The sequence below is a fragment of the Desulfovibrio biadhensis genome, assembly GCF_055388615.1.
The window spans coordinates 2537365-2563222 of the sequence record NZ_AP042477.1 but is presented as its reverse complement, the minus strand read 5'-3'; the positions used below and the strand labels follow the sequence as shown (position 1 = coordinate 2563222).

17 protein-coding genes are annotated in these 25858 nt (G+C 55.5%); 13 read left to right on the top strand and 4 right to left on the bottom strand.

The features are described 5' to 3' along the window. The first annotated feature begins 18 nt into the window (after positions 1 to 18). The 11 genes from ACZ5EH_RS11220 (at position 19) to ACZ5EH_RS11170 (ending at position 14164) form a co-directional block, all read left to right on the top strand. Positions 19 to 1119: an ABC transporter ATP-binding protein gene (locus tag ACZ5EH_RS11220; protein WP_464278216.1), complete on the top strand. Its 1101-nt coding sequence runs from the start codon at positions 19 to 21 to the stop codon at positions 1117 to 1119. Between the two features lie 19 nt (positions 1120 to 1138). Continuing rightward, positions 1139 to 2173 (top strand): proline racemase family protein, encoded by a 1035-nt coding sequence (locus ACZ5EH_RS11215; RefSeq protein WP_464278215.1) that lies wholly within the window; start codon positions 1139 to 1141, stop codon positions 2171 to 2173. Beyond that, complete coding sequence (locus ACZ5EH_RS11210; protein WP_464278214.1) at positions 2170 to 3804, top strand: amidohydrolase; 1635 nt, start codon at positions 2170 to 2172, stop codon at positions 3802 to 3804. Before ACZ5EH_RS11215 ends, ACZ5EH_RS11210 begins: the two co-directional genes overlap by 4 nt. A 31-nt stretch (positions 3805 to 3835) precedes the next feature. After that, positions 3836 to 5155: a 4-aminobutyrate--2-oxoglutarate transaminase gene (gabT, locus tag ACZ5EH_RS11205; RefSeq protein WP_464278213.1), complete on the top strand. Its 1320-nt coding sequence runs from the start codon at positions 3836 to 3838 to the stop codon at positions 5153 to 5155. Between the two features lie 149 nt (positions 5156 to 5304). After that, complete coding sequence (locus tag ACZ5EH_RS11200; RefSeq protein ID WP_464278212.1) at positions 5305 to 6657, top strand: aminotransferase family protein; 1353 nt, start codon at positions 5305 to 5307, stop codon at positions 6655 to 6657. 14 nt (positions 6658 to 6671) lie between these two features. Beyond that, positions 6672 to 7376, top strand: coding sequence for a CoA transferase subunit A (locus tag ACZ5EH_RS11195; RefSeq protein WP_464278211.1), 705 nt, complete (start codon positions 6672 to 6674; stop codon positions 7374 to 7376). Further along, on the top strand, positions 7360 to 8010 hold the full coding sequence (locus ACZ5EH_RS11190; protein ID WP_464278210.1) for a 3-oxoacid CoA-transferase subunit B: 651 nt from the start codon (positions 7360 to 7362) through the stop codon (positions 8008 to 8010). Before ACZ5EH_RS11195 ends, ACZ5EH_RS11190 begins: the two co-directional genes overlap by 17 nt. A gap of 21 nt (positions 8011 to 8031) precedes the next feature. Further along, complete coding sequence (locus ACZ5EH_RS11185; RefSeq protein ID WP_464278209.1) at positions 8032 to 9333, top strand: ArgE/DapE family deacylase; 1302 nt, start codon at positions 8032 to 8034, stop codon at positions 9331 to 9333. Between the two features lie 65 nt (positions 9334 to 9398). Then, positions 9399 to 10610: an acetyl-CoA C-acetyltransferase gene (locus ACZ5EH_RS11180; RefSeq protein ID WP_464278208.1), complete on the top strand. Its 1212-nt coding sequence runs from the start codon at positions 9399 to 9401 to the stop codon at positions 10608 to 10610. A 194-nt stretch (positions 10611 to 10804) separates the two neighbouring features. Further along, a complete protein-coding gene (gene ablB / locus ACZ5EH_RS11175) occupies positions 10805 to 11671 on the top strand; it encodes a putative beta-lysine N-acetyltransferase (protein WP_464278207.1) in 867 nt (288 codons plus the stop codon). 15 nt (positions 11672 to 11686) lie between these two features. Beyond that, positions 11687 to 14164, top strand: coding sequence for a radical SAM protein (locus tag ACZ5EH_RS11170; protein ID WP_464278206.1), 2478 nt, complete (start codon positions 11687 to 11689; stop codon positions 14162 to 14164). A gap of 24 nt (positions 14165 to 14188) precedes the next feature. Here the strand turns inward: ACZ5EH_RS11170 and ACZ5EH_RS11165 are convergent, their stop codons facing one another. Further along, positions 14189 to 16471, bottom strand: a complete 2283-nt coding sequence (locus ACZ5EH_RS11165) for a PAS domain-containing protein (protein ID WP_464278205.1) — start codon at positions 16469 to 16471, stop codon at positions 14189 to 14191. Between the two features lie 629 nt (positions 16472 to 17100). On the opposite strand from ACZ5EH_RS11165, the gene ACZ5EH_RS11160 reads away from it, so the two are divergent. Together ACZ5EH_RS11160 and ACZ5EH_RS11155 are read left to right on the top strand one after the other, a co-directional pair. Then, positions 17101 to 18318 (top strand): ABC transporter substrate-binding protein, encoded by a 1218-nt coding sequence (locus ACZ5EH_RS11160; protein ID WP_464278204.1) that lies wholly within the window; start codon positions 17101 to 17103, stop codon positions 18316 to 18318. Continuing rightward, positions 18308 to 20563: a PAS domain-containing hybrid sensor histidine kinase/response regulator gene (locus ACZ5EH_RS11155; RefSeq protein ID WP_464278203.1), complete on the top strand. Its 2256-nt coding sequence runs from the start codon at positions 18308 to 18310 to the stop codon at positions 20561 to 20563. Before ACZ5EH_RS11160 ends, ACZ5EH_RS11155 begins: the two co-directional genes overlap by 11 nt. Before the next feature lie 109 nt (positions 20564 to 20672). Here ACZ5EH_RS11155 and ACZ5EH_RS11150 read toward each other — a convergent pair whose 3' ends face one another. Genes ACZ5EH_RS11150 through ACZ5EH_RS11140 form a run of 3 tightly spaced genes read right to left on the bottom strand, consistent with a single transcriptional unit; the run spans position 20673 to position 25215 of the window. Next, a complete protein-coding gene (locus tag ACZ5EH_RS11150; RefSeq protein ID WP_464278202.1) occupies positions 20673 to 22721 on the bottom strand; it encodes a response regulator in 2049 nt (682 codons plus the stop codon). Next, on the bottom strand, positions 22721 to 23089 hold the full coding sequence (locus ACZ5EH_RS11145; RefSeq protein ID WP_464278201.1) for a response regulator: 369 nt from the start codon (positions 23087 to 23089) through the stop codon (positions 22721 to 22723). The genes ACZ5EH_RS11150 and ACZ5EH_RS11145 overlap by 1 nt, the downstream gene beginning before the upstream one ends. After that, positions 23086 to 25215 carry a transporter substrate-binding domain-containing protein gene (locus tag ACZ5EH_RS11140; RefSeq protein WP_464278200.1) on the bottom strand — a complete coding sequence of 710 codons (2130 nt, stop codon included), beginning with the start codon at positions 25213 to 25215 and terminating at the stop codon, positions 23086 to 23088. The genes ACZ5EH_RS11145 and ACZ5EH_RS11140 overlap by 4 nt, the downstream gene beginning before the upstream one ends. Positions 25216 to 25858: the final 643 nt, after the last annotated feature.

Here is a 25858-nt window from a genome sequence, read left to right as displayed (position 1 = left end):
AAACAAGGAAGAGCTTTCGTGGCAAGCAAATCGACCACTCCTGCCGTGCAGCTTAAGGGCGTCTGCAAGCGCTTCGACAAGGTCGAAGCAGTACAAAAGACCGACCTGGACATCGAAGACGGCGCGCTGGTCACCCTTCTGGGGCCATCCGGCTGCGGCAAAACGACCATCTTGCGCATGGTCGCAGGTTTGGAAACCCCGAGCGAAGGCGACATCCTCATCAAGGGCAAACGTGTCAACGACATCCCCATCCATAAACGCAATCTTGGGATGATCTTCCAGAACTACGCCCTGTTTCCGCACAAGACCATCTTCGACAACGTGGCTTTTGGCCTCAAGTATCGTGACGTGGCCAAAAACGAGATCAAGCCCAAGGTCGAAAAGGCTCTGGAAGTAGTCCGTCTGCCTGGCGTTGAAAAACGCTATCCGGCGCAGCTTTCCGGAGGGCAACAGCAGCGTATCGCCCTGGCCCGGGCCATTGTCATCGAACCTGACGTGCTGCTCATGGACGAACCCCTTTCCGCCCTGGACGAAAACCTGCGCGAGGACATGCGCCGGGAAATCGACAACCTGCAGCGCATGCTGGGCGTCACCACCATCTTTGTCACCCATGACCAGCGCGAAGCCCTGAGCATGTCCGACAAGATCGTGGTCATGAAGACCGGCCAGGTATTGCAACAGGGCCCGCCGGAAGAGGTCTACAACATGCCGGCCAACAAATTCGTGGCAGACTTCCTGGGCACATCCAACTTTTTCAATGGCCAGGTGCTGGGCAAGGAAGACGACAACTATCGCGTCAAGCTTGAAACCGGAGAAGAGCTTCTGGCCCATCACCCCGGCACGTGGAAAGAGGGTGACAAGGTCGAAGTGGTTGTCCGCGCCCAGAAGTTCACCATCTATACCGAAGAAGAAGCCGCAGAAACAGTAGAGCCGAACATTCTCGAAGGCACCATCGTGGACCGCAGTTACATGGGGGGGGAAGTCAGCTATTTCATCCGCCTCAAAAGCGACCGTGAAATCCACGTTATCAGCCAGGTCAAGCTGCAGGCTCTCAAAATCGGCATGAACGTACTCGTTGAAGTGGCTCCCAGGCGTTGCGGTCTGCTGCCCCATGAGTAACAAACCCTGCGCATTTCAGATGAAACCGACCGATGCCATCCAACGTTTCCTCAAACGCTGCCCCAATCGCTGGACAACGGTGGATTCCCACACCATGGGGGAAGCCACTCGCCTTATTCTTGATATTCAGACGAATCAAGGCTTTATGGATATTCCCGGCGACACCATGCGCGAAAAGCGCGACCATTTTCAGAAGCATCTGGACCACGTCCGCAAACTGCTGACCCGTGAACCCCGCGGCCATCGCGACATGCTTGCCGCGGCAGTCACAGCGCCATGCACGCCCGGCGCTCATTTCGGTCTCATATATATGGACGCCAGGCGTTATCCCTTTCTCTGCGGCCATGCCACCATCGGCGCCGTAACCACCCTGATAGAACTTGGTCTGCTCCCCCCTCAAGAGCACATCACGGTGGATACGCCCTCCGGTCCCATGGAAACCCGCATCGAGATGGCAGAGGGGCGGGTCGCCAGCGTAGCTTTCAGTTCTGTTCCCGCCTTTGTCCATGGGCAGGGAATCCCCCTTTCCGTTCCCGGCCTCGGCGTGCTCACTGTGGATACCGTCTGTGTCGGGGGCTTTTTCGTCATGGTGGATGCAGACAAGGCAGGGCTGGACATGTCAGCGGCAAACAGGGCCTCGCTCATCCCCCTTGGTATGCGCATCATTGACGAAGCCAACCGCCAGATCAATGTTTCCCATCCGGAGCGTCCGGAAGTCTCTTCCGTGGATGTTGTTGAATTCTACACCGAACAAGACGGCGTAGGACAGGGTGTCGTGGTTTATGGCGAATCGCACATGGACCGCAGCCCCTGCGGCACCGGCACCACGGCCAAGGCAACCCTGCTGCACCGCAAGGGCAGGCTTTCTGTCAACGAACAATACGCCAATGCCGGCCCATTGGAGACCAGGTTCACCGCCCGCATCATAAAACAGACCACTGTGGGCGAGCTTCCTGCCGTGTGTGTCGAGGTTCAGGGAAGCGCCAGCATAACTGGTTGCCATACCTTCATTTTGGACAATACAGACCCCTTTTCGGAAGGATTCCTCCTATGACGAGCAAATGCGGGCGCGCATCGCTCATTCTTGAGAACGCCGACGTGCGCACCATGGACACCGTTACGCCCCGCGCCAGCGCCGTGGCCATCAGCGAAGGGCGCATCATTGCCGTGGGTGACACAAAAGACCTGGCCAGCCTGGCCACCCCTGAAACAAAGCGCGTCGATCTTGAAGGCAAATTGCTGCTGCCTGGATTCATGGATTCCCATTTCCACTACTTCCAATGGGCAATGGGGCGCTCTCAAATGAATCTGGACAAGGCCCAAAACTTTCCTGAATGCATGGCCATGATTGCGGAACGCGCCGCCAAGGCCGCCCCGGGAGAATGGCTGGTGGGACAGGGCTTCAATGAGTCCGACTGGCCAGAAAACCGCATGCCCCTGCGCGGGGACCTGGACAAGGTCGCGCCAGACAACCCATTGATAATCTGGCGCTGCGACCTGCATCTGGCCGTTGCCAACACCGTGGCCCTGAACCTCGGCAACGTGAGCGACACCACGCCCTCACCAGCCGGGGGCGCCATTGATCGTGAAGAACACGGTCGCCCTACAGGGGTGCTCAGGGAAGCCGCCATCAATCTGGTGCGCCACTCCATCCCAATGGTTTCCCTGGACGATCTGACCCGGATCATGGACGAAGCCCAGACGGCCGCCCACGCCATGGGGTTCACCAGCCTGCACGATGTGCGCCTGAGCGGCGTACAGCGCGAGGCCGCCCTGACACTGCAAGCCTGGCAACGCCTGCGCGACCAAAACCGCCTGCACCTGCGCTGCTGGACCTGCCTGCCGGGGGAATGTCGCGCCCAGGCGCAGGAACTGGGGCTGCGCAGCGGCTTTGGCGATGACTATCTGCGCATAGGGCACCTCAAATATTTCTTTGACGGCGGCATGGGCGCACGTACCGCATGGATGATCGACCCTTATGAAGACACGGGCGAGACGGGGCTCTGCGTTCACCCGCCTGAGGATCTTTTTCATGAAATGTGCGAGGCCCACGAAGCCGGCCTGGCCGTCATGGTCCACGCCATTGGCGACCGCGCCTCCCGGGAGTTGGTAACGCTTTACGAGCGTTTGCTCACGCCGGAGCGCAGGAGTATGGCGTACGCCCCTTCCATCAGCCACCGCATCGAGCATGCCCAGGTCATCCGGCAGGAAGACATCGTCAGGCTGGGCAAGCTTGACGTGCCTGTATCCATGATGCCGGCCAACCTGGTGCTGGACATCAACATGATCGAGCAATGCGCACCCAGGGTGGCGGGCTCGGCCTACCCCTTCCGCCCCATGCTGGATGCCGGCATCCAGGTCATGTTCAGCGCGGATTGCCCTGTCTGCGATCCCGACCCGTTGGTGAACATTCAGGGCGCCGTCACCAGGCAGCGTGAAGACGGCACGCCAGAAGGCGGATGGCATCCCGAGCTGCGGGTAAGCGTAGAGGAAGCCGTAAGGGCCTACACCTCCACCCCTGCTGTTGCCTACGGACAACAAGACGTAAGCGGCACCGTCACCCCCGGCAAACGCGCCGACCTGGTGGTGCTGGAGCGCAATATTTTCGAAATCGACCCGCTCGAGATCGTAAAGGCCAAAGCCGCCCTGACTGTGTTCGACGGCCGCATCGTGCACCAGGCCTGAGACTCGAGCAAACCAGAGAAGAGAATGGAAAATGAGTGCGAGTAACAAGTTATTGGCGGAACGCCGAGAAAAGGTTGTTGCGAAGGGCGTTTCCAACACTGCACCGTTCTTTGTGCAGCAAGCGTCCAACGCAACCATCACGGATGTGGAGGGCAACGAGCTCATCGATTTCACCAGCGGCATAGGCGTGGTCAATGTTGGGCACGCCCACCCAAAGGTGGCGGCAGCCGTTTCGGACCAGGTGAAAAAGCTGGTACACAGTTGTTTTCACATCGCAATGTATGAACAATACGTAGAACTGGCCGAAAAGCTGACCCAGGCGACCCCGGGCGATTTTTCCAAAAAGTGCGTTCTGCTGAACAGCGGCGCCGAGGCAGTGGAAAACGCCATCAAGATTGCGCGCCACGCAACGGGGCGCTCTGGCGTCATCGCCTTTGAAAACGGCTTCCATGGCCGCACCTTGCTGACCATGAGCCTGACCAGCAAGGTCAAGCCCTACAAGTTTGGTTTCGGACCTTTTGCGCCCGAAATCTACCGTATGATCTACCCCTACTGCTACCGCTGCCCCATGGGGCTTACGTACCCCTCCTGCAGCGTGGCCTGCGCTGATAAGCTGCGAGACTTTTTCATCAATCAAGTGGCTGCGGAAAACGTGGCCTGCCTCATCGTGGAGCCCATTGCCGGTGAAGGCGGTTTTCTTACGCCACCCCCGGAATATTTTCCCAAACTGCAGGAAATCTGCAAGGAACACGGCATCATCTTCATTGCGGACGAAGTCCAGGCAGGATTCGGCCGCACGGGCAAGATGTTTGCCATGGAGCACTGGGGCGTGGAGCCCGACATCGTGACCATGGCCAAAGGTATGGGCGGGGGTATGCCCATCTCGGCAGTGGTCGGCAAAAGCGAAATAATGGACCACCCGCAAGTGGGCGGTCTTGGCGGCACCTATGGCGGCAACCCTGTGTGCTGCGCCTCGGCCCTGGCTGTTATGGACATCTTCAAGGAAGAGAAGGTCCTGGACCAGGCCCAAGCTGCTGGGGAACGCCTGCGCGAAACCTTTGCCGGCTGGCAGGAGCGCTTTGAGATCGTGGGCGACGCCCGTGGCCTGGGCGCCATGCGCGCCATAGAGCTTGTGCAGGACAAGGCCAGCAAAACCCCTGCTCCGGAACTGGCCAAGGAACTGGTCGCCTACGCCAGGGAGCGCGGCCTAATCATCCTCTCCTGTGGCAACTACGGCAACGTTATCCGCGTGCTTGCCCCCCTGACCATAGACGACGCCTCCCTGAACAAGGGGCTGGAAATCATGGAACAGGGGCTGGAGGCCATTTCCGCAAAAGGCGGGGGCCGCTAGCGGTCCGTCATCGTTTTGGATTGCCATTCCCTGTGGCGCATTGCTCAGGGAATGGCGCAAGAATAGCCGATTTTTACCGCCTGCGCGGCCGGGACGCAGCATGCGTGCCGCCGGCCCCCTCCGGGCGCTGCATGAAATATGGAGCGAACATGGTACAGCCTTTTTACTCACCCTACCTCTACTACCAGACCTCTATGTCCAACCCCTTTGTTTCCAAAGGAGAGGGCGTTTACCTGTGGGATCATAATGGCAAGCAATATTTGGACGGCGCCTCGGGCGCTGTTATCTGCAATATCGGGCATGGCGACCCGCGCGTGCTTGAAGCCATAACCGAACAGGCCAAGCAGACATTCTTCTGCTACCGTACCCAGTTTGAAAACGAGCCTGCCCATAATCTGGCCAAGAAGCTGGTGGACAACTCGGCCGCGCATCTGAACAGGGTATTTTACGTCTCCAGTGGATCAGAAGCCGTGGAAGCGGCGCTCAAGCTCTGCCAGCAGTATTTTTACGCCAGGGGTGATTCCCGCAACCTGATCATCTCGCGCTTTCCCAGCTACCATGGCGCTACCCTGGGCGCGCTGTCCCTGACCTCATACGCGGTGCTGGAAAACCCCTACCGACAACTTTTGCGCGCCCATCCGCGCATTCCGGCGCCCTACTGCTATCGCTGCGAATACAATGAAACCTATCCCGAATGCGGGCTGCGCTGCGCCTGGGCGCTGGAGCAATGCATCCAGGATTACGGCAAGCGCAACATTGCGGCCTTCATCGCCGAACCAGTGACCGGAGCAAGCGGCGGCGCCCTGGTGCCCCCGCCCGAATACTTCGACATCATCCAGAGCATCTGCCGCAAGTACGACATTCTCTTCATCCTGGACGAGGTAATGACGGGGTACGGGCGCACAGGCAAGCTCTTTGCCTACGAGCACTGGAACGTACAGGCCGACATCGTGGCCCTTTCCAAGGGCATGGGGTCCGGCTACTTCCCCCTGGCCGCCACCATCAGCCGCCGGGAAATCGTGGACGCGGTAATGTCCGACGGCGGCTTCAAGCACGGACACACCAATGCCGGCGCGCCCATGGCTTGTGCAGTGGGTGAAAAGGTGCTGGACATCATCATGGAAGACAACCTTGCCGAAAACGCGGCCGCCATGGGCGAAGTCCTTGGAACAGGACTGCGCCAACTCATGGACAAGCATGAAATCATCGGGGACGTGCGCGGCATAGGGCTTCTGTGGGCCGTGGAATTTGTTGCGGACAGAAAAAGCAAGGCGCCCTTCCCTGCTGAATTGACAGTTGCCCAGGCGCTGACGGCCGAAGCCTTTGACGAAGGGCTCATCGTCTACCCCAGGCGCTCCATCAACGGGCACCGCGGCGACCATGTGCTGGTAACGCCTCCGCTCATCATCAATGAAGAACAGGTGGGCGAGCTGCTCGACAAGTTCGAACGCGCCCTTGTCCGGTTGGAAGAGCGCCTTTTTGCACGCCCTGCCGAGGTATAGCGAGGATATGTCAGATGCTGGATAAGACAGTGCCCCTGGATAGCGCCCTTGAAGGCATAAACGACGGCGCCGTCATCATGGTCGGCGGCTTCGGCATGCCCGGCACGCCCGCTACGTTGATTGCAAAGCTTCTTGAACGCGGGGTCAGGGACCTGACCATCATCAAGAATGAAGCTAACGAGCCCGGCATGGGCATCTCGCTGCTGGCCGAAGCCGGGCTCGTTTCCAAGATAGTGCTCTCCCATCTGGGACTGAATGGCGTTGTCATAGAGATGATGCACAAGGGCGACATTGAAGTGGAATTCCACCCGCAAGGCATTCTGGCGGAAAAAATCCGCTGCGGCGGCGCCGGTCTGCCCGGATTTCTCACCGACATTGGGGTGGACACCATCATTTGCGAAAGCCGTCAGACCATGGAATTTCAGGGGCAGAAGGTCATCGTGGAACCCAGCCTGCGCGCCGATGTCGCCCTCATTGCGGCACACAAGGCCGACCGCTCCGGCAACCTGGTCTATGAGAAGACGGCGCGCAACTTCAATCCGCTCATGGCCATGGCCGCCGACCTGGTGATTGCCGAGGCCGTTGATGTGGTTGAAACCGGCGAACTGGACCCTGACCACATCCATACGCCCTGCGCCTATGTGGACAGGATCGTGGATTTGGGCGGCAACCCCGGCCCCGGGCACAGCATATTGGAGCACCATGTCATACAAGGATAAAATAGCTTCCAGAGCGGCGCGGGAACTCCAGCCCGGACAGATCGTCAATCTCGGCATCGGCCTGCCGGCTCTTATCATGGGCTACATCACGCCCGAAACCCAGGTGCTGGTCCATTCCGAAAACGGTGTGCTGGGCATGAAAGGCCATGTGGAGCGCAATGCGTGCGACCCCATGCTCATCGACGCCGGCGGCGGATATATTTGTACGGCTGCGGGGGCTTCCTTCTTCGATAGTGCAACATCCTTTTCCATAGTCCGGGGAGGTCGGCTGGACATCGCCTTTTTAGGCACACTCGAAGTGGCCGCCAATGGCGATCTGGCCAACTGGATAATTCCTGGCAAATACGCCCCTGGCATTGGCGGGGGCATGGAACTGGCGCAAAAAGCCAGACGGCTCGTGGTTATGACCACGCATACGACCCGCAAGGGCGAGCCAAAAATACTTGAACGCTGCACCCTGCCTTTAACCGCAAAGGCCTGCGTGGACCGCATCATCACGGAACTGGCCGTGCTGGACGTAACCAGTGATGGGCTGACCCTGCGCGAACTGGCCGAAGGCGTGACGCTGGAAGAAGTGCAGCAGAAAACAGGAGCAAAATTCCTGATCCCAGAGGGCGAAATCCCTCGCTTCTGAGGCCAAAACCAGGAGCTTGTTATGGAACCTGATATGGACCGGATTACAGACGGAAAAGAACGCGCTGTCGTAGAGGCCGTAGAAGCCCTTTCAGACGACATCGTGGACCTCACACGCAAGCTGGTGGCCGAACCCAGCACCCTGGAGAACGAAGCCTCCGTAGTGAATGTGATGGAAGACGCCCTGCTCGGGCTCGGCTTCGATCCCATACGCATTCCCATAGACCCCAACCGCCTCTCCAGGCATCCGGGCTTTGCGCCCGTACCCTGGGAATACGATTTGGCTGTGGGGCGCAACAACCTGGTTGCCGTTGTCAAAGGACAGAATCCCGACGCGAAAAGCGCGCTTTTCAATGGGCACCTGGACGTGGTGAGCCCCACACCGCTGGAATACTGGGACTCCGACCCCTTTACCCCCCTGGTTAAGGACGGCTGGATATACGGGCGCGGCGCCGGAGATATGAAGTCGGGCGTTGCCGCCATGGTCTTTGCCGCTAAAGCCATAGAAAAAGCAGGCTTTGGCCTTGAAGGTGACGTTATCCTGGAAACGGTCATCGAGGAAGAATGCAGCGGCAACGGCGCGCTGGCCTGCCTGGATGCCGGTTATGATGCGGACGCTGTGCTCATTCCCGAACCTTTCGGCCCCACCATCCTCAGCAGGCAGGTGGGCGTGCTCTGGTTCAAGGTGGATGTCTCCGGCCTGCCCAGCCACGTGCTGGACGCCCAGGCCGGCTCCAACGCCATTGAGAAGCTCTTCCCCATCATCAGCGCGCTGCGTGACCTGGAACGCGAGATGAACCAGGAGCCCAGGCCGGAAGGGTACGACGCCATTCCCCACCCCCTGAATCTCAACATCGGCATCATCAAAGGGGGCGACTGGCCCTCCACCGTGCCGGCCTTTGCAGAGTTGCATGGACGCTTATCCTTCTACCCGGGACAAAGTTACGAAGCCATTTGCCAGCGCATTGTGGAGCGCGTGCGGGATGCCTCCGCGGCAGACCCCTGGCTGGCAGCCAACCATCCCAAGGTGGAATTCTACGGGTTCCGCTCCAGAGGGCACGCTCTGCCTATGGACAACCCCGTGTTGGACACCCTGGGTCACGCGCATCAATCCATTTGTGGCCAGCCGCCCGAGGAATACGTGTGCACCTGCACTACGGACCTGCACGCCTTTGTTGCCTACGGCAAAGGCAATGCCACCTGCTATGGGCCGGTAGCCAAGAATATCCACGCCGCCAACGAATGCGTGAGTATTGACAGTATTGTACATACAGCAAAAACATACGCCTTGTTCCTCGCCAGATGGTGCGGGCTGGCCCAATAGAGCGAGAGGCCCCAAAATCTGTCGTTAAAACTGTTCACCAACGTGCAAGCCACAGGAAATTTGAGATGAACGACGTTGTCATTGCCGGTTATCTGCGTACGCCCTTTTCCCGCTCCAAGCCCGCCAAGCCTGAGGTGGACTGGTTTCACAAACTGCGGGCCGACGAGCTTTTGCGCCTTATTCTGCCGGAACTGCTGACGCGCTGTGGCGTTGCAGCGGAAGAAGTGCAGGATTTCATAGTGGGCAGCGCCCTGGGCGTGAACGAGCAGTGGACATACGGGGGGCGCACGCCCGTCTTTTTGGCCAACCTTTCTGCAAAGACTTCCGCCAAGTTCATCGACCAGCAGTGCGGTTCCAGCATGGCTGCGCTGCATACCGGTTTTCTGGAGATCGCTTCCGGGTTTGCCGATGTGGTTCTGGTGGCAGGCATGGAGCACATGACACGCGTGCCCATTGGCCCTGCTTTGTATGAGTCCGGCTGGGCAGATGTGCACCCGTCTCTCTTTTACACGCCCGAATACACGCACTGGGATATGCGCACCACCATGAACATGGGGCTGACAGCAGAAAAGCTCTCCACCATGCATGGCTACACCCGCGAAGAGCAGGACGCCTGGAGTGTGCGCTCGCACAAGCTTGCCGCCGCGGCCCTGGCCGATGGCTTTTTTGGTGACGAAATTCTGCCTGTGGAGGCAGAGCAGGCAGATGGCGCGAGCCTTACTGTGGCGCAGGACCAGTGCATCCGCCCCAATGCGACCCAGGAATCACTGGCCGGTCTGAAACCCGCCTTTCGCGAAGATGGCGCCGTTACGGCGGGCAATGCCTCACCACTCAACGCCGGCGCAAGCTGCATGCTGCTTATGAGTCGCCAGGCCGCGGAAGACAGGGGAATCCCAATCCGCGCCGCGCTGCGCTCCATAGGCTTTTGCGGTGTGGACCCCACCCTGATGGGCACAGGGCCGATTCCCGCCGCAACCATGGCCCTGGAAAAATACGGTCTGGGCCCCGAGGCCGTGGACTATTGGGAAATCAACGAAGCCTTTGCCGTAGTTGTGTTGCACGCCATACGCACCCTGGGGCTGGACCCCGAGCGCGTCAATATCAAAGGTGGCGCTCTTGCCCTTGGCCATGCCATGGGCGCCACGGGCATCCGCCTGGTAGGCACCCTGGCCCGCATTCTGGCAGAGAAGAAAGGACGCTACGGCTGCGCCGCCGCGTGCATTGGCGGCGGACAAGGCATCGCCACACTTGTGGAAGGACTTTCCGCTGCAGAGTAGGGATGTAACCGGGGCAGCGCGAGGGGGAATATTCTGGCAAATGGGTATCTCTCCTCGCGCTGCCCCCTGATTATCCAGTAGATTGACAACAGTTCGCATACCGTATCGGGCAGCGATTCAAAACACATAGCGGGGGGGCATATCCGTAAACGCCCCCTCTAGATACTATTGCATAGCAACAGAGGGTCCATTCCATGCAGCCTGACGCCATCGTCACCATTGGGCGCTCATTAGTGCAGCACGGCAGCCACTCCGACCGGGTGTATTTGATGCGGTTGGCGCCAGAAGACTGCCCCGCCATTATTTCCGATTTGGAGGCCCTGGCCTCGCAAAAAGGTTACGGTAAAATATTTGCCAAGATCCCGGAATCGCTTACTAAAGAGTTTCTGGACGCGGGTTATGTTGCGGAAGCCATGGTCCCGGGGTTCTTTCCCGCGCTCACAGGGCAGGGGCGCGAAAACGGTTTTTTCCTGGCCCGCTACCTGGATGCAACACGCAGCATAGAGCCTGACCCGGCTCGTGTGCTGGATGTGCTGCGCAACGCCAAGGTACGCAAGCTGGTCTCCAAACCGCGTCGGGAGCAACAGCAATGGAATGTGGCCGCCATGACGCCCGATGACGCCCCTGCCATGGCGGCGCTCTACGCCCGTGTATTTGCCACCTACCCTTTTCCCATCACCGATCCGGAGTTCATACGCACCACCATGGACTCCCACGTGCTGTATTTCGCGCTCAAGGCGCAAGGTGAAATCGTGGCTTTAGCCTCCTGCGAAACAGAAGCGGAACACAACGTGGTGGAAATGACCGACTTCGCCACACTGCCGCAAATGCGGGGTGCTGGAGCGGCCTTTCATCTGCTGGGGCACATGGAGCGCAAAATGTGTGATCTGGGGTACCACACCGCTTTCACCATTGCGCGCGCCACCTCTTACGGAATGAACATCAGTTTTTCGCGCCACGGCTACCGCTATGCCGGCACCTTGACGCGCAACACGCAGATATCGGGGACGCTTGAATCCATGAATGTCTGGTACAAGCCGCTTTCCAACACAAAAACCTAAGGCACAGGCGCGACAATGACGACGACCAGCACCATTGAAATGCGTTTCGCCCATTCCGGCGAAACCGTGCTCGTAGACCAGGACCAACTGCACCAGGCAGTCACCAACTTTCTTGATTCCTATGGCGATGCCGCCTTTCTGGGCCAGGACTTTGGCGACGCCATTGGTCAGGGGACAGGAGAGGAAAAACTCGCAAGCCTTCTCACGCATTGCGACATGGATGAGCAGGCCTTTTTGAAAACCGTGCTCAAACAGCTGGAAACCGCCAACCACCATAGCGACACGCCGATCGTCGTCTCTGGATTGACGCTGCCCATGAATTTTCTGATGGCCATTCTGGAAGTCGTCATTCCTGGGAGCGGCTTTGCCACAGTCAAGGACGTGGCGCAGTACGAGCATTTGACCAACACTGCGGTGCCCCCGGAACAGCGAGACGACTTGCAACAGGTCATCGAGATGTATCCCGTGCGGCTTTCCAAACATGTGGTGCGCCAGTCCAGGCTTTCCAGCCGGGTTGCTTATCAGTTCATGCCCTTTGTGGAGGAACTGGACGAATCCGGCCACAAAAATACCTGGATCGGACAGTTCCACCAGGGGCTGCTCGAACAGATGTACCAGAACCGCCCCATCTTTGTGCTGCACATGAGCTGTCCGGTGTACTGCCGGTTCTGTTTCCGCAAGCATAAGGACTGCCGCAACCTGCCCACCCCCACGGTGGAGGACGTGGAAAAAGCTCTGCAATACATCCAGGGCGCCACCGACCTGAAAGAGATCGTGCTAACAGGGGGCGAACCCCTGATGAACAAAGATACGCTGCTCTGCGCCGTGGAAGGTCTGGGGGACATGCCCCACATTCAGACCATCCGTATCGCTTCGCGCTGCATCTCCTATTATCCGAACATGTTCTACAAGGAAGACGCCTTCTGGCTGCGCTACCTCATCGAAAAGAACAAGGACCTGGCCTCCCGCGGGAAACGGCTGGAGGTCGCCACGCACTTCATCCATCCGGATGAAGTCTCTTGCTACAGCCTGGACATCATCTCCCGTCTTGTACAAGGAGGCCTTCAGGTTTACACGCAAACGCCCTTTCTGAAGAACTGCAACGAAAGCGGCAAGGAGCTGGTGGAGCTTTACCGCCAGTTGCGCGGTGCGGGATCGGAGATGCACTACATCTACATCCCCTGCAGCCCCATCCAGGGGAACAACGTCTACTGGACGGAAATAGCCGAGGGCCATGCAGCGGCCGCCTATTTGCGGGCGCACCTTTCCGACCGCGCCATCCCTATCATCTGCACCGCCACCAAAATCGGCAAGATAGACTGGAACACCAGCGGCTGGGCCGTGCAGAAAAGTGCGGACGCCCCTGATGATATATGGATCCGTACGCCTTACAGCGAAGACTACTTCAAGAAATTCGCGCCCAATTTCACCTTGATGAGTGCGGAAGCCAACAAGAACGGGACGCTGGACGTGCCCTTCATGGCCAAGATAGGCGATGATTCCCTGTTTTTGGGGCACCTGGAAGATGCGGAAGAGACAGCGCCCCCGTTTGATGCTGACCGGCTGCGCAAAGCCCAGGAGACGTTGCTTGCAGACCAGCGCATCCCGCAAAGCATTGTAGCCACCGGGCTCGACTCCCTGTGGCGCATCCACGCCACCCGCGTGGAGCTCGACGCCGGCGCCCCCCAGGATTTGGAAAAGCAGTTAGCCTACATCGCAAAAGATCCCCGCATAACGGACGTTGTACTTTCCGCCAAAGACGGGTTGCTGGACAGGCTCGATACTGTGGCGACCATCGCCTCTCGCCTGGAAGACATCCGCCACGTCAATGCCCTGCGTTTGCGCAGCGTGGAATTCACCTACGCCCCGGAGCATTTCACATCCGCAGTCATCGAGCGGGTTGCCGCACTCAACGGGCTGCGCGTGGTCAACCCGCTGCGCCTGGAGATCGAAGCCCAATTCCTCCACTCCTCGGAATTCAACGATACGCACAGGGAGATCATTGCGGCTTTTCTCAGCAAAGGGGTCACGGTCTACAACAATATCATCCTGCTGGCGGGCGTGAATGACACCCCGGAAGAGATGAAAGCCATGTGCTACAAGTGCCGGCAGATAGGAATCGAGCTCTACCATTTGTACGCTGCCGGGTTGCCGCTGCAAATCGTCATGAACGGGGAGCGCCCTGTTTCCGCAACGGACGTGATCATCATCGCCACCCATTTGCGGCGGCATGAAAGCGGCCGCGAAATCCCGCTTTATGTGGTGCGTACGCCCCTTGGGGATGCCGATTTCAACCTCACCGCCATTGCGGCGCGGGCGGCAAAGAACGCAACGGCCTTCACGCTCAAGCCCTATTCGCTCGAATACTACCAGGCCCTTGACCCGGCATTTGCGTTTCCCGCCGGTGTGGAGACAGATGCCCAGGGGCACCCCATTGTGGAAGTGCCCGGCATTTCCGTAACGCGGAACAAGGAATTCTTTTTGCGGGGGTAAATACGCCGGATAAGGCGGCAGGCGTCAGTTTCCGGACAGGGAGCTTTCGCCTGCCGCATTGGCTGCAGGGCCGCGCTTACGGCTTCTTCCCGTCTCGGGGTTCCCCCCGTTTTTTGGCAGCAATACAGTAAACTGTGCGCTTTCATCCTTTTGGCTGAAGTCCAGAAAGCCATCCACATTTTTCAGCATACGGTAGCTCACGGCCAGATTCAGCCCCCCTTCTTCCATGTCAAAAGGCATGAGCATGCGTTCCTGACTGGGCAACGTGATTTTGAGCGGAGACAGCCGAATGTCGATGCCGATATGTTTGAGCGTTTCATAGGTGGAGATATGCATGGTACCGCCCTGCCCTATGGCGGACATGCCGTTGGAAAGCAGATTCATGAAAACCTGCGAAAGAACGTCCGGGTCCGAGTGGATAATGGGGACATCTTGATCGGTATCCACCACCAGATTGACAACCTGGCGCGACATGGCGCCGGCCAGCAAATCGGCGCTAAAGTTTAGCAGCACATCCACCTTGCATGGTTTGCGCGTCACGGAAACAGGCTCCAGGTAGCGGCGGATACGGTCCAGCAGCTTTTCCAGCCGCACGGCTTCTTCCAGAATTATGCCAGCTTCCACCAGCTCGGGCTGTTTGGAATGCAACCGCCTGGCATACCCGCCCAGGGCAAAGAGCGGGTTGCGGATTTCATGTGCCAATTCATCGGACATGGCGCCCAAGGTATTGAGCCGCTCCCGTTGCGCCAGCATCTTGTCCAGAACGCTGCGCTCGGTAACGTCCATGATAATGCCTTCCACCCTGTCCCAGGCGCCCGAAGAAGGGCGGCGTCCTGCCTGAATGGGGCGGGCCAGCAGATTGACCAGATACCCTTTGCGATGCTGAAACCGGAATTCCACTGAAGGGGTGCGCTCTTCCCTGTTCAACCGGCCTGAAAACATGATTTCCCGCACCCGCTCCCGGTCTTCGGGATGCACATGATCAAAAAACCAGCCCGGCTCTGTCAGTCCCTCTTCGGGGGTGTAGCCGAGCATTGTCTTGCACGTGTCATTTATGAAGACGAGCTCAAAATTATAATCCAGGGCGAAAATGATGATCGGCAGATTCTGGATCAGGTTGTAGTAGCGCTTCTCGGCATGGCGCAACATGGTGACATCGGCGCCCACGGCCTGGAATTCAACCAGCTCCCCATGCCCGTCGTGTATGCCCCGGATATTCCAGCGCAGCCAGCAATCTTCCTTGCCTTCAAACCATACGCGAAATTCCAGAGTCGTGGCGTTCTCCAGGGCTTCGCCACTGGAGACGGAATCCGACAGGCTCTCAAGGACAAGGAGATCATCATCCACTATGCCGGGAAAAAAGCGTTCACCTATCAAATCCTGGGGCCTCAGCCCGAAAAAGCGGCAAAACGCGCCATTGACGAAGTTGATCATCAAATCCGGAGAAAAGCGGCAGATCAGTTCGGTTTGATCTTCCACCACGGCCCTGAACCTGGTTTCCGACTCCCTGAGTTCCAGCGTGCGCTCCATAACGCGCTGCTCCAGTTCATCATGAGAGCGCCTGAGCACAATTTCCGCCTGCTTGCGCGCGGTTATGTCCATCCCGTGCAGTATAACCTGGAGCGTGCCCTCCGCATCGGTCATAGGGTGCGTATAGATGCGATAAAATTCGCCGCTTTCCGCTTTCCACTCCCATTCCAAAGGCGCTCCACAAAAAATATCCTGAAAAGCGGGGATATCGCCGAGTACGCTTGCATCGTCATAGCGTTGGAAAAACGCATTGCACTCGAAATTTTTGCCAAAAAACTTGCGGAATTGCCGGTTACTATAGGTAATTTGTCTGTCTTCGCCCACAATGAGCAAAAAGCCAGGCAGGGCTTCCATGAGAAAAATGTGGCGCTGGCGCTCCCTTCGCAATTCCTCATCCGTACGGCGTTCCTCTGTTATATCCCGCAATGGCAGCAAAATAGCTGCGCCCGTGCTGGTCTTTTTCTTCAAAAACACGCAGCGGCACGCATACACGCTCCCGCCTCGTTCAATCTCAAAAGAGACAGATCTTCCTTTGCGCAAATCATCCATGGTCTCCAAACAACTGCGTTCGCTCATATCTTCCTGGAGCATGAAGGACAGATCCTTTCCCACCACACCAGACGCATCCACACCGAGGATGGCGGCGGTTGCAGCGTCCATATGCACAATCCGCCCCTTGGTGTCCAAGGTCACCAGGGCCAGGCCGAGAGCGCTTGTGACACCACCCAGCGTTTCCAGACATGCAGCAGATAAGACCGATGCTTCTTTTTTAGACAAGTGTCCCCCCTTGCAAATGACACTTTCAAGTATCCTGCTTGTACATGAAATTTACCGTCAACGCCAACCTAAGAAAAAGAGCAAAGACAGAATAGGCAAAAAATGGTCGCTGCCTGGACTGCCTTCGCTTAAAATTCGTCTTTCCAAATCCTTACAGGTCACGACAGAATATTATTGCTGTCAGAATCCACAACACAAGTCAGCAAAGGCCATAGAACAGGGCTGTCCCATCCAACACAGACTACAGTCCATCTATACATATAAACCTGTTAGCCTCATGCGTGCTTTCAGGATACTAACGAAAAGCAAATATACACATGTCAAACAGCTGTACCCTTTGCATCACAACATTAACACCACGCAAGAAAACGACACACTCTGTATAATTGCGATATTATATATGACAGTTTTATTTACAACCGAACAAACTTTGCCAATGGTCATCGCCACCTTTTCCGCATGATCAATTTATACATAATGTACATGTGCTATCGTTACGGTTAATTTTTCCAACGTCGTGTACATCAGTTTTACTATCCAATTGTTCTTGAGCTTCACCCTTTCATAGTGTTATCCTACCTTTTCACAGGTATCTTTATCGTCAAATTGCGACTTTTGGGGATTACATCTTGTATCAAAAAATGGTGTTTGCCTCGTCGCTGCAGGGGGGCTTTTTTTCCTCCATATTACGTGCAGCGCTCCTGACAACCATATTCGTGTTCGTGTTCACGGTGCGTCCAGTATGGTCACAAAGCACTTCCCCATGTCTGAACACGGGAAGCAAATGGCGCATTGCCTATTACGAAGGCGGCCACTGGCCCGACTACAAGACCACGCTCCTGGCTACCATTAGCGCGCTCATGAAAATGGGGTGGATCGAGCACGCTCCCTTGCCCCAATCCGATGACCAGACGGATACCGCTGAGATATGGAACTGGCTGGCCACACACGCGCGCAGCGATTACCTCATATTCCCCGCAACGGGGTACTACTCCGCCGGGTGGGATGAGGACCAACGACAGAAGAATCAAACCCGCCTCATCCAGGAACTAGCACAAGGGCGTTACGACCTGGTGTGGGCTCTGGGCACCTGGGCCGGGCTGGACATGGTCAATGACAAACACCACGTACCAACCATGGTCATGTCCACCTCCAACCCCGTTACGGCCGGAATAATTCCCAGCCCTGAAGATTCAGGGTTCGATCATGTCCACGTACGCACCGACCCTACGCGCGTATTGCGGCAGGTTCTTTTGTTTCACGATATTTTTGCTTTCTCACGGCTTGGGATTATTTACCAGGACTCTAACTACGGCAGGGGGTACGCCTACCTGGACGAAGTAAAAGACGCGGCTGCACAGGCAGATTTTGAACTTGTGACCTGCGAAGCCACCAATGCAGAAGGCGCTACGAATTACGAGGAGTCCGTTGCGGAATATGTGTCCTGTGCAAAAAAACTGGCCCCTGTCGTTGACGCCTTCCTTTATGACGACCACACCTGCGCGGTTTCCAAAGAAGTGGGGCGCACACTCCCCATTTTCATCAAATCCCGCATACCCACATGGTCTATCCGGGGCAGTTCCCTGGTGCAGCGCGGTGTCCTCATGTCCACCGCCAAAAAGGATTTTATCCTTACCGGCCAATTTTACGCAGACACAATGGCGCGTATCCTGAACGGAGCATCCCCTGGTGATATTGAACAGGTATTTAGAGAAAGCTTTCGCCTGGCTTTGAACCTGAAGACCGCCGAACTGATAGGTTATACTCCACCGCCAAACCTGCTCATGGTTACGGACGATCTTTATACGACCATCTCGCCGCAGTTGGGGACAACAAATGAGCAGTAGGACATCCAGACGCCATATTGGCCTGATCTGTTTTGGCGGCGCCCTTTTTACGGGGGTGCTCTTCTGGGTGATAGACTCAGTGCTTGATTACGCGTTCTTCCACGAGAATTTGCGTTTTCTCCTGCTGGAAGGCCCCCAGAACCTGTTTGAAGCCCTTTTCACCAAAATCTCACTGGACAATCTGATCGACAGGCTTACTTTTCTGGCCTTTTGTGTGGCTCTGGGAGCCATGACCTATGTCTTTATCAATCGTAATGAAAAATCCAGGCAAATTCTCGCTGAAAAGGAAGACCAACAGACAATTGCCATGGAAATGTCGCGCATGGCGCCTTGGGAATTTGACCTGACCACCCACATCTTCACCTTTGGCGATCGCTTCTACGCCCTTTACGGAACAACCACAGAAGCAGAGGGCGGTCCTTTCATGTCCGCCGAGGTCTACGCACAGAGATTCCTGCTTCCTGAAGACGCCGGCATGGTAGCCACTGAGACAAACAGGTTTTTGGCAGGTGAAAACACAGGCTCGCCTGCGCAGGTCGAACACCGCATCCTTAGAAAAGATGGCGAAATCCGGCACATTGTCGTCCGGTTCGTCGTCATCAAGGATGAGGCAGGCAGGTTCGTAAAAAGCATTGGCGTCAACCAGGACATAACTGAACGCAAACGGCGTGAAGATGCGCTCAAAGAAAGCGAAATCAGGTTCAAGGCCCTGCATAACGCCTCTTTTGGCGGCATCACCATCCACGACAAGGGGCGCATCCTGGACTGCAACCAGGGGCTATGCGACATAACCGGCTACACCATGGAAGAACTCATCGGCATGGATGGACTTTTGCTCATTACCGAGCAAACCCGCGATCTGGTCCGCGGCAACATATACGCAGGGTACGAAGAACCCTATGAAGCCCGTGGGATCCGGAAAAATGGCGAAGAATACCCACTGCGCCTGCAGGCCAAGAACATTCCCTACAGGGGGAAGCAGGTCAGGGTTGTAGAATTCCGGGACATTACCGAGCAAAAAAGCGCTGAAGAAGCGCTGATCGAGGCCAAGGAAAAAGCCGAGGAGGCAAACAAGGCCAAAAGCGAATTCCTGGCCAACATGAGCCATGAAATCCGCACGCCCATGAACGGCATTCTCGGGATGCTCCAGTTGCTTCGCTCCACTGAAGATGCCCAGGAGCGTGATGATTTCATACACCAGGCCATACTCTCTTCTCAACGCCTGAGCCGTCTGCTTTCCGACATACTGGATCTCTCCAAAGTGGAGGCAGGGAAGTACACAATCACTATGGAAGACTTTGATTTTAAGGATTCCATACACGCTGTTGTGCAACTTTTTGCGCCATCTGCAAAAGAAAAAGGTCTTGAATTGCGTGTAGACATCAATCCCGAAATACCCACCGTATTGAAAGGGGACTGCACACGACTGCAACAAGTACTCATCAACCTTGTGGGCAATGCCCTAAAATTTACCAATACAGGGCATATTGCGATTATCGCCCATCCACTGGCCACAAATAAGGCGAATGAGTGCCGCATACTCTTTACAGTCACGGACACGGGGATTGGCATCAGTGACACTGTGCTGAACAAACTGTTCTCCCCGTTTATACAGGCAGAAAGCCACTATAAGCGCAGATTTCAAGGGGCCGGACTGGGATTGGCCATATCCAAACGCATGGTCTCATTGATGGGCGGCACCATTTCCGTCGAAAGTGAAGAAGGCAGTGGTTCTTCATTTCATTTCAGCATCCCCTTTGCCCTTTCCGATGCAACGGCTGCAATGCAACCGGCTGAGCAGGAAGCGCCCCACGCTGGCAGCCTTAACGTGTTGTTGGCTGAAGACGACAAGATTTCCAAGATGGTGGCGTTGAAGCTTCTTGAAAAACTCGGGCACCGGGCATTGGGCGTGGATGATGGGCGTCAGGCGATTGAAAAAATGCAGGAGAATTCCTTCGACCTGGTGCTCATGGACATTCAGATGCCGATTCTTGACGGCATGGAAGCCACAAAGATCATCCGCGCCGGTGAAGCTGGAGCAACGAACAGGGATGTCCCCATCATAGCCATGACCGCCTACGCCATGGATGGCGACAAAACAACTTTTCTTGAAGGGGGGATGAACGGCTATGTTGTCAAGCCTGTAGACCTCAACAGCCTGCAAGCGGAAATAAAAAGGGTGAAGGATATGGGCACGCAGCCCCACGGGCAATCCTGCACCACGGGCAGGAACTCATCCGTCTGATTGCAACGCACGCAACATCAGAAGAAAGACGCAGACCAATGAAAGCGGTTTGCGGCTGTCATCCGCGTTGTGCAGCCAAAAACACCGCCTGTAACCATGAGCGGCTGCCCTACTGCCTGGCGGCAAGCACCTTGTTCATTTCTTCTTGGATATCTTCAATTTCTACAGGCTTTGCCACGTATCCATCCATGCCGGCATCCAAGAACGTGTCCCTATCGCCCGTCATTGCATATGCTGTAATGGCAATGATGGGAATATTCATGTTCTCCGCCCCGGCATCACCCTTTCTGATCGCTTTAGTAGCTTCAACACCGTCTAGGATGGGCATTTGCACATCCATGAACACCAGATCAAAGGGCTTTTCCCGGAGTTTGGCTAGCGCTTTTTCACCATCGTTCACTTCCATGACATGATGCCCGAGCTTTTCCAGCTGTTTTCCAATGGCAATTCTGGAGAACACGGAATCGTCTGCAAGCAGCAATTGCAGCCCGGTTGCAACGGGCTCTTGCAAGCGTCTCTTGGGTTGGGGTGTTTCTGAAGCAGCTTTCTTGAAAGGAATACTGAAATAAAATGTCGCCCCTTCTCCTTCTTCGCTCACAACAGCCAAGGCCCCGCCCATGAACTCCACTATTCTTTTGGAGATGGCCAGTCCCAGCCCAGCCCCCTGAAACTTCCGCCTGTAGCTTCCTTCCGCCTGGGTAAACGGGGTAAAAAGTCGCTGGATCAGCGCATCAGACATGCCTATGCCCGTATCGGAGACAGAAAACAGCACACGGTACTCCCCTTCTTTTCCAGAAGGGAGCGGGTGTGCTTCAATTTCCACTCGCCCTTCGCTGGTAAACTTGATGGCGTTGCCCACCAGATTGTTCAGCACCTGTTGCAGGCGTGTTGTATCCCCGATTATCGATGCCGGGATTTCAGGATTGAAGTGCACTAGCAGATCAAGCCCCTTTTCCATGGCCACCGGTGAAAAAAGCTGGAACACACTGTCAATGGCGTCCTTCAAATCAAAGGGCTCCATAATGATGCTCATCTTGCCGGCTTCTACCGTGGAAATATCAAGGATATCCGAAAGAAGGCGTGTCAGCCGCTTGCTCGAAAGCAAAGCGATATCAATGTATTTTTGCTGCTCGGCGCTCAGTCCCGTTGTTTCCATCAACCGCAGCATACCTACCAGGCCATTGAGCGGCGTCCTTATCTCATGGCTCATGTTGGCAAGAAACGCAGACTTTGCGTTGCTGGCTTCCTCCGCGCTTTCCTTCGCATCAAGCAGGCTCTTTTCCGCACGTTTGCGAACCGAAATATCGCTGACAAAATCTTCGTAGCAGACTACCTTGCCCGCCTCATCCAGAAGGACGCGAGAACTCACTTCCACCCATAGGGCGCTGCCGTCCGCACGCCTGAAGACGCACTCCTCATTGCGTAATTCACCACGCTCGCCCAGCTTGTCGATGAGCCTTTTTCTATCCTGAGGATCGAAAAAAACATTCTGCACGCAATCTTCACAGCGCGCCTGCATATCCTCCGGCGAGGCATAGCCCAGTATCTCGGACATTCGCTCGTTCACGGTCTCAAGCCTGCCATCCGGGGATATGCGCATTATCCCGATGGTAGCGAACTCCACCAGTTTGCGATAGGTTTCTTCGCTCACTTCCGCACGCCGTCTTTCCAGGTTCACTTCCTGAACCTTCTTTTCCAGCTTTTTCCCTAGAATCGTGGAGTAGTCGGCATTCAGCTCGTTCCTGGGCTTGGCGACTTCAGACTTCACCTCCAGCCTGTTTTCACGGTATTGCTCCAGAACGATACGGATTTCCCTCAAAAAATCGTCCACTTCCATGGGTTTGACAATAAATTTCGAGGCGCCGACATCAAGCGCGTGCTGCTCATCCTCGGGGTTTGTATAGGTCGCCGTGTAAAACACAAAAGGAATGTTTTTATACCGCGGGTCGGACTTGCAATACCGGCACAAGGCATATCCATCCATTTCCGGCATCAGGATGTCCGAAATAATCAAGTCCACGTCATGACTGTGCAACAGCTCCACAGCTTCCTTGCCATGCGCCGCGGAGAGCACCTCATACCCCTGGCTGGTAAGCATTGCCTGCTGCAGCAGCCTGGAGTTCTCGTCGTCTTCGACAACCAATACCAGCGTAGGCATCACAGCTTCTCTAAAATTTGTTGAATTTGCTCCATAACCAGCAGGGGGTCGATGGGCTTTTCTATGTAGCCATCGCAGCCGGCAGCCAACAAACGCTCCCTGTCTCCAGCCATGGCGTATGAAGTTACCGCGATGACGGGGATGGTCGCGGTTTCCTTTTGCTCTCGGAGCCGCCTGAGCACTTCTGTGCCAGGAATATCAGGCAGTTGGATATCCAGCAGAATAAAATCCGGCAACTCCAGCAAGGCAGTTTCCACGCCTGCCTCGCCGTGTGTTGCGCTCAGGCAGGCATAACCGTTCGCTTTCAGAATAAAAGAGATAAGCTCAAGGTTGTTCTCGTTGTCTTCTATAATCAAGGCGCGTTTCATGCCTTTTCCTCCGGTCTGACGTCCTCATTCTTCCTGGCTTTTTCCAAATCCACAGGAATACACAAGCCGAACGTACTGCCCCGTCCAAGTTCACTTTCAACGAGAACGTCCCCGCGTAGCAGATCAGTCACCAGTTTGCTCGTCAAATACAGCCCCAAGCCTGTGCCCCCCGCTTTAACCTTCAGGTGCGAGTCGAACCGCTCAAAGGCATGAAAAAGTCTGGGCAGATCCTTTGCATCGATGCCGATGCCGGTATCTGTCACCCTAATCTCGACAAACTCTTGTTTTTTAACCACATCAAGTGTTATCTCTCCCTGTTCTGTATACTTCACTGCATTGGATAGCAAATTGATCAGACACTGCAAAACGCGCTTGCGATCTGTGCGCAATGCAACATCTCCATCCATATTCAGATGCAAGTCCAGACTTTTTTTCCTGATTTGCGATTCCACTGTGGTTACCGCCTCTTCAATAACCTCACCAAGGGAAAATTCCTGTACGTAAACGTCAATGCGCCCTGATTCTATCTTCGAGATATCAATGACGTCAGTGATAAGTTCCAGCAGGTGCCTGGATGCTTGCTGCACCCTTGTAAGCTGGTCCTTTTGCGTCGGATTCAAATCTCCCGCCAGCCCCTGCAACATAACTCCCGTAAATCCAATAATGGAGTTGAGTGGCGTGCGGAGCTCGTGGGACATGGACGCGATGAACATGGATTTCAGGCGATCCAGGTCTTGCAGGCTGTCATTTGCCTGCTGCAATTCAGAGGTATAGCGCTCCAGAGCGTCTTCGTAGCTTTTGCGCATGAGCGCGTTGGAGGAGTTTTTTTGCACAGCCACACGCAAGCCGGCTATGTCCTCGAGACCAGTAATAAACGGCGCATTACTCCGTGTGATGATCACGCGGTGGAATTGCGAATAGGGGCGGGAAAAAAGCAAGTAATCCTGCCGTTCTTCGGTCTTGCCAACACAAGGGAGAACATCAAGTTCTCCTTGCTTGATCTTTTTTGCAACGTCGACCCATTGTAGATCGGGCACACGTTGAAACTCTACGCCCAGACGCTCCGACAGCAGCTTCACGTAGTCTGAGACAATTCCGTTGTAGGAGCCATCCGCCCCCAGAAATTCATACGGTACGAATTCAGGATCAATGGCGTAACGGATAACCGGGTGATCTTTTACCCAAGCCCGTTCCTCATCGGTAAGGGCAACCTTTTTGCCCCCTCTGTCTGCGCGGTTTGGAGCGTGCGGCACGGAGCCAATGCTCAAATAACGATCCAGCGATTGATAATATATTGAATTATTGTCTTTTTTAAGTTCCCGTAGCCCATTGTCTATGGCCGCCTTGAGAACGGGCGTGCGTGGACTGTCCAAGGGAAAGGCAAAATGCAACTGTCTGGGGTTAAAAATGATGGGGGTCTTCTCAACGTTGTAGTCCATGGCGAACACAGCACCGAAAATCCTGTTCACCACGCCGGCGTCGGCCTGTTCGGTATCGAGCAGACCAAAGACTTCCTTGTAGCCGGCAACCTCAATGTATTCTTTCGGTTTTACACTGAATCGATCCAGAATGTTCTTGATGCCCTGCTCGCCCGAGGTGTGGATACTTCCCTGCATCACCGCCACACGCAGCCCCTGGAGGTCTGTCAGCCCTTCCACATTCAGACCGCCGCGCGTATACACCACACCCCAGTTGATGAACGTGCTTTCATCGCTGAAGGCAAATCGTCTGGCCCGTTGTTGAGAGTAGGCGACATCCACCATGACATCGATTTCTCTGGATTCCAGACGTTCGAGACACTCTGACCAGGTGCAGGGAACGTACTGGATTTCCCAGCCTTCCTTTGCGGCTATGGCGGAAACAATGTCAGGGAAAATACCGGCGTAGTTGCCTGAATCGTCTTTGAAAACCTTGGGGTAGTTCTCGTAGGCCCCCACTTTGACTACAACCGGGGCATTGCCATCGGCAGTGCTCCTTGCCTCACTGGAAGCAGGCAGGACCCAAAACGCACTTCCCCAGACAAAAACGGCGATCAACATGGAGAGCGCAAGCAACCGCTTTTTCCTTCCGGCTCGCAACAGTGCAGTCAGAATCTGCTTGCTATACGTGGCTTGCACTTCTTTCATGCCGCCCTTCCCCTCAGCAAATCCAGTTTAAACGACCTCACCAAAAAACGCCATTCTTGCAGGTGTGGCTTCTCGCATATTGGACGTATTTTCTCGAGCAGATCATGTCCATATTACAAGTACTTGCTCATGACAATCAGGCAACTGGATATTTGAACCCGATGTCTATTCAGGAGTATTATCCTGTCCACTGTATTCCACACCAGGAATCTTGCTTGTATTGTGACATTTCATACCAGGAATACATGCTGCCCTTTTGAACGACAACTATAAACAGCATGTTCTTTCGCCTCGAAAAGAACACTTCCTTGTTACTACAAGCTGCTTCGATTTCACAATATCTACCCTATGCCAAATCACTCCAGGTCAGCACTTCCGTAAAATCATTGCATGACACACAATGAGATACCTTATTGTTGCTGGAGCACGACCAGGAGTTCGCTATTTCTGAACCTCATCTGCCCATGCAGGCTCATTCCATCAAGCATTTGGTGCTTGCAGGTGAAACGTATCGAGTCCATGCGCAGGCATGTATAGACATAGCGCTTTGATTTTTCCATTTTTTCCAGACAATTACCGATCCATATATATTTCTTTTAAAAAAACACGTAATGTATCGAAAAAATAGATATATTCATTTTCT

Excerpts from the sequence above, each read along its gene's own strand:
- gabT (WP_464278213.1), top strand. The coding sequence starts at position 3,836 with ATGAGTGCGAGTAACAAGTTATTGGCGGAACGCCGAGAAAAGGTTGTT.
- ACZ5EH_RS11170 (WP_464278206.1), top strand. The coding sequence starts at position 11,687 with ATGACGACGACCAGCACCATTGAAATGCGTTTCGCCCATTCCGGCGAA.
- ACZ5EH_RS11185 (WP_464278209.1), top strand. The coding sequence starts at position 8,032 with ATGGAACCTGATATGGACCGGATTACAGACGGAAAAGAACGCGCTGTC.
- ablB (WP_464278207.1), top strand. The coding sequence starts at position 10,805 with ATGCAGCCTGACGCCATCGTCACCATTGGGCGCTCATTAGTGCAGCAC.
- ACZ5EH_RS11140 (WP_464278200.1), bottom strand. The coding sequence starts at position 25,215 with ATGAAAGAAGTGCAAGCCACGTATAGCAAGCAGATTCTGACTGCACTG.
- ACZ5EH_RS11150 (WP_464278202.1), bottom strand. The coding sequence starts at position 22,721 with ATGCCTACGCTGGTATTGGTTGTCGAAGACGACGAGAACTCCAGGCTG.
- ACZ5EH_RS11195 (WP_464278211.1), top strand. The coding sequence starts at position 6,672 with ATGCTGGATAAGACAGTGCCCCTGGATAGCGCCCTTGAAGGCATAAAC.
- ACZ5EH_RS11180 (WP_464278208.1), top strand. The coding sequence starts at position 9,399 with ATGAACGACGTTGTCATTGCCGGTTATCTGCGTACGCCCTTTTCCCGC.
- ACZ5EH_RS11155 (WP_464278203.1), top strand. The coding sequence starts at position 18,308 with ATGAGCAGTAGGACATCCAGACGCCATATTGGCCTGATCTGTTTTGGC.
- ACZ5EH_RS11190 (WP_464278210.1), top strand. The coding sequence starts at position 7,360 with ATGTCATACAAGGATAAAATAGCTTCCAGAGCGGCGCGGGAACTCCAG.
- ACZ5EH_RS11145 (WP_464278201.1), bottom strand. The coding sequence starts at position 23,089 with ATGAAACGCGCCTTGATTATAGAAGACAACGAGAACAACCTTGAGCTT.
- ACZ5EH_RS11215 (WP_464278215.1), top strand. The coding sequence starts at position 1,139 with ATGAAACCGACCGATGCCATCCAACGTTTCCTCAAACGCTGCCCCAAT.
- ACZ5EH_RS11210 (WP_464278214.1), top strand. The coding sequence starts at position 2,170 with ATGACGAGCAAATGCGGGCGCGCATCGCTCATTCTTGAGAACGCCGAC.
- ACZ5EH_RS11200 (WP_464278212.1), top strand. The coding sequence starts at position 5,305 with ATGGTACAGCCTTTTTACTCACCCTACCTCTACTACCAGACCTCTATG.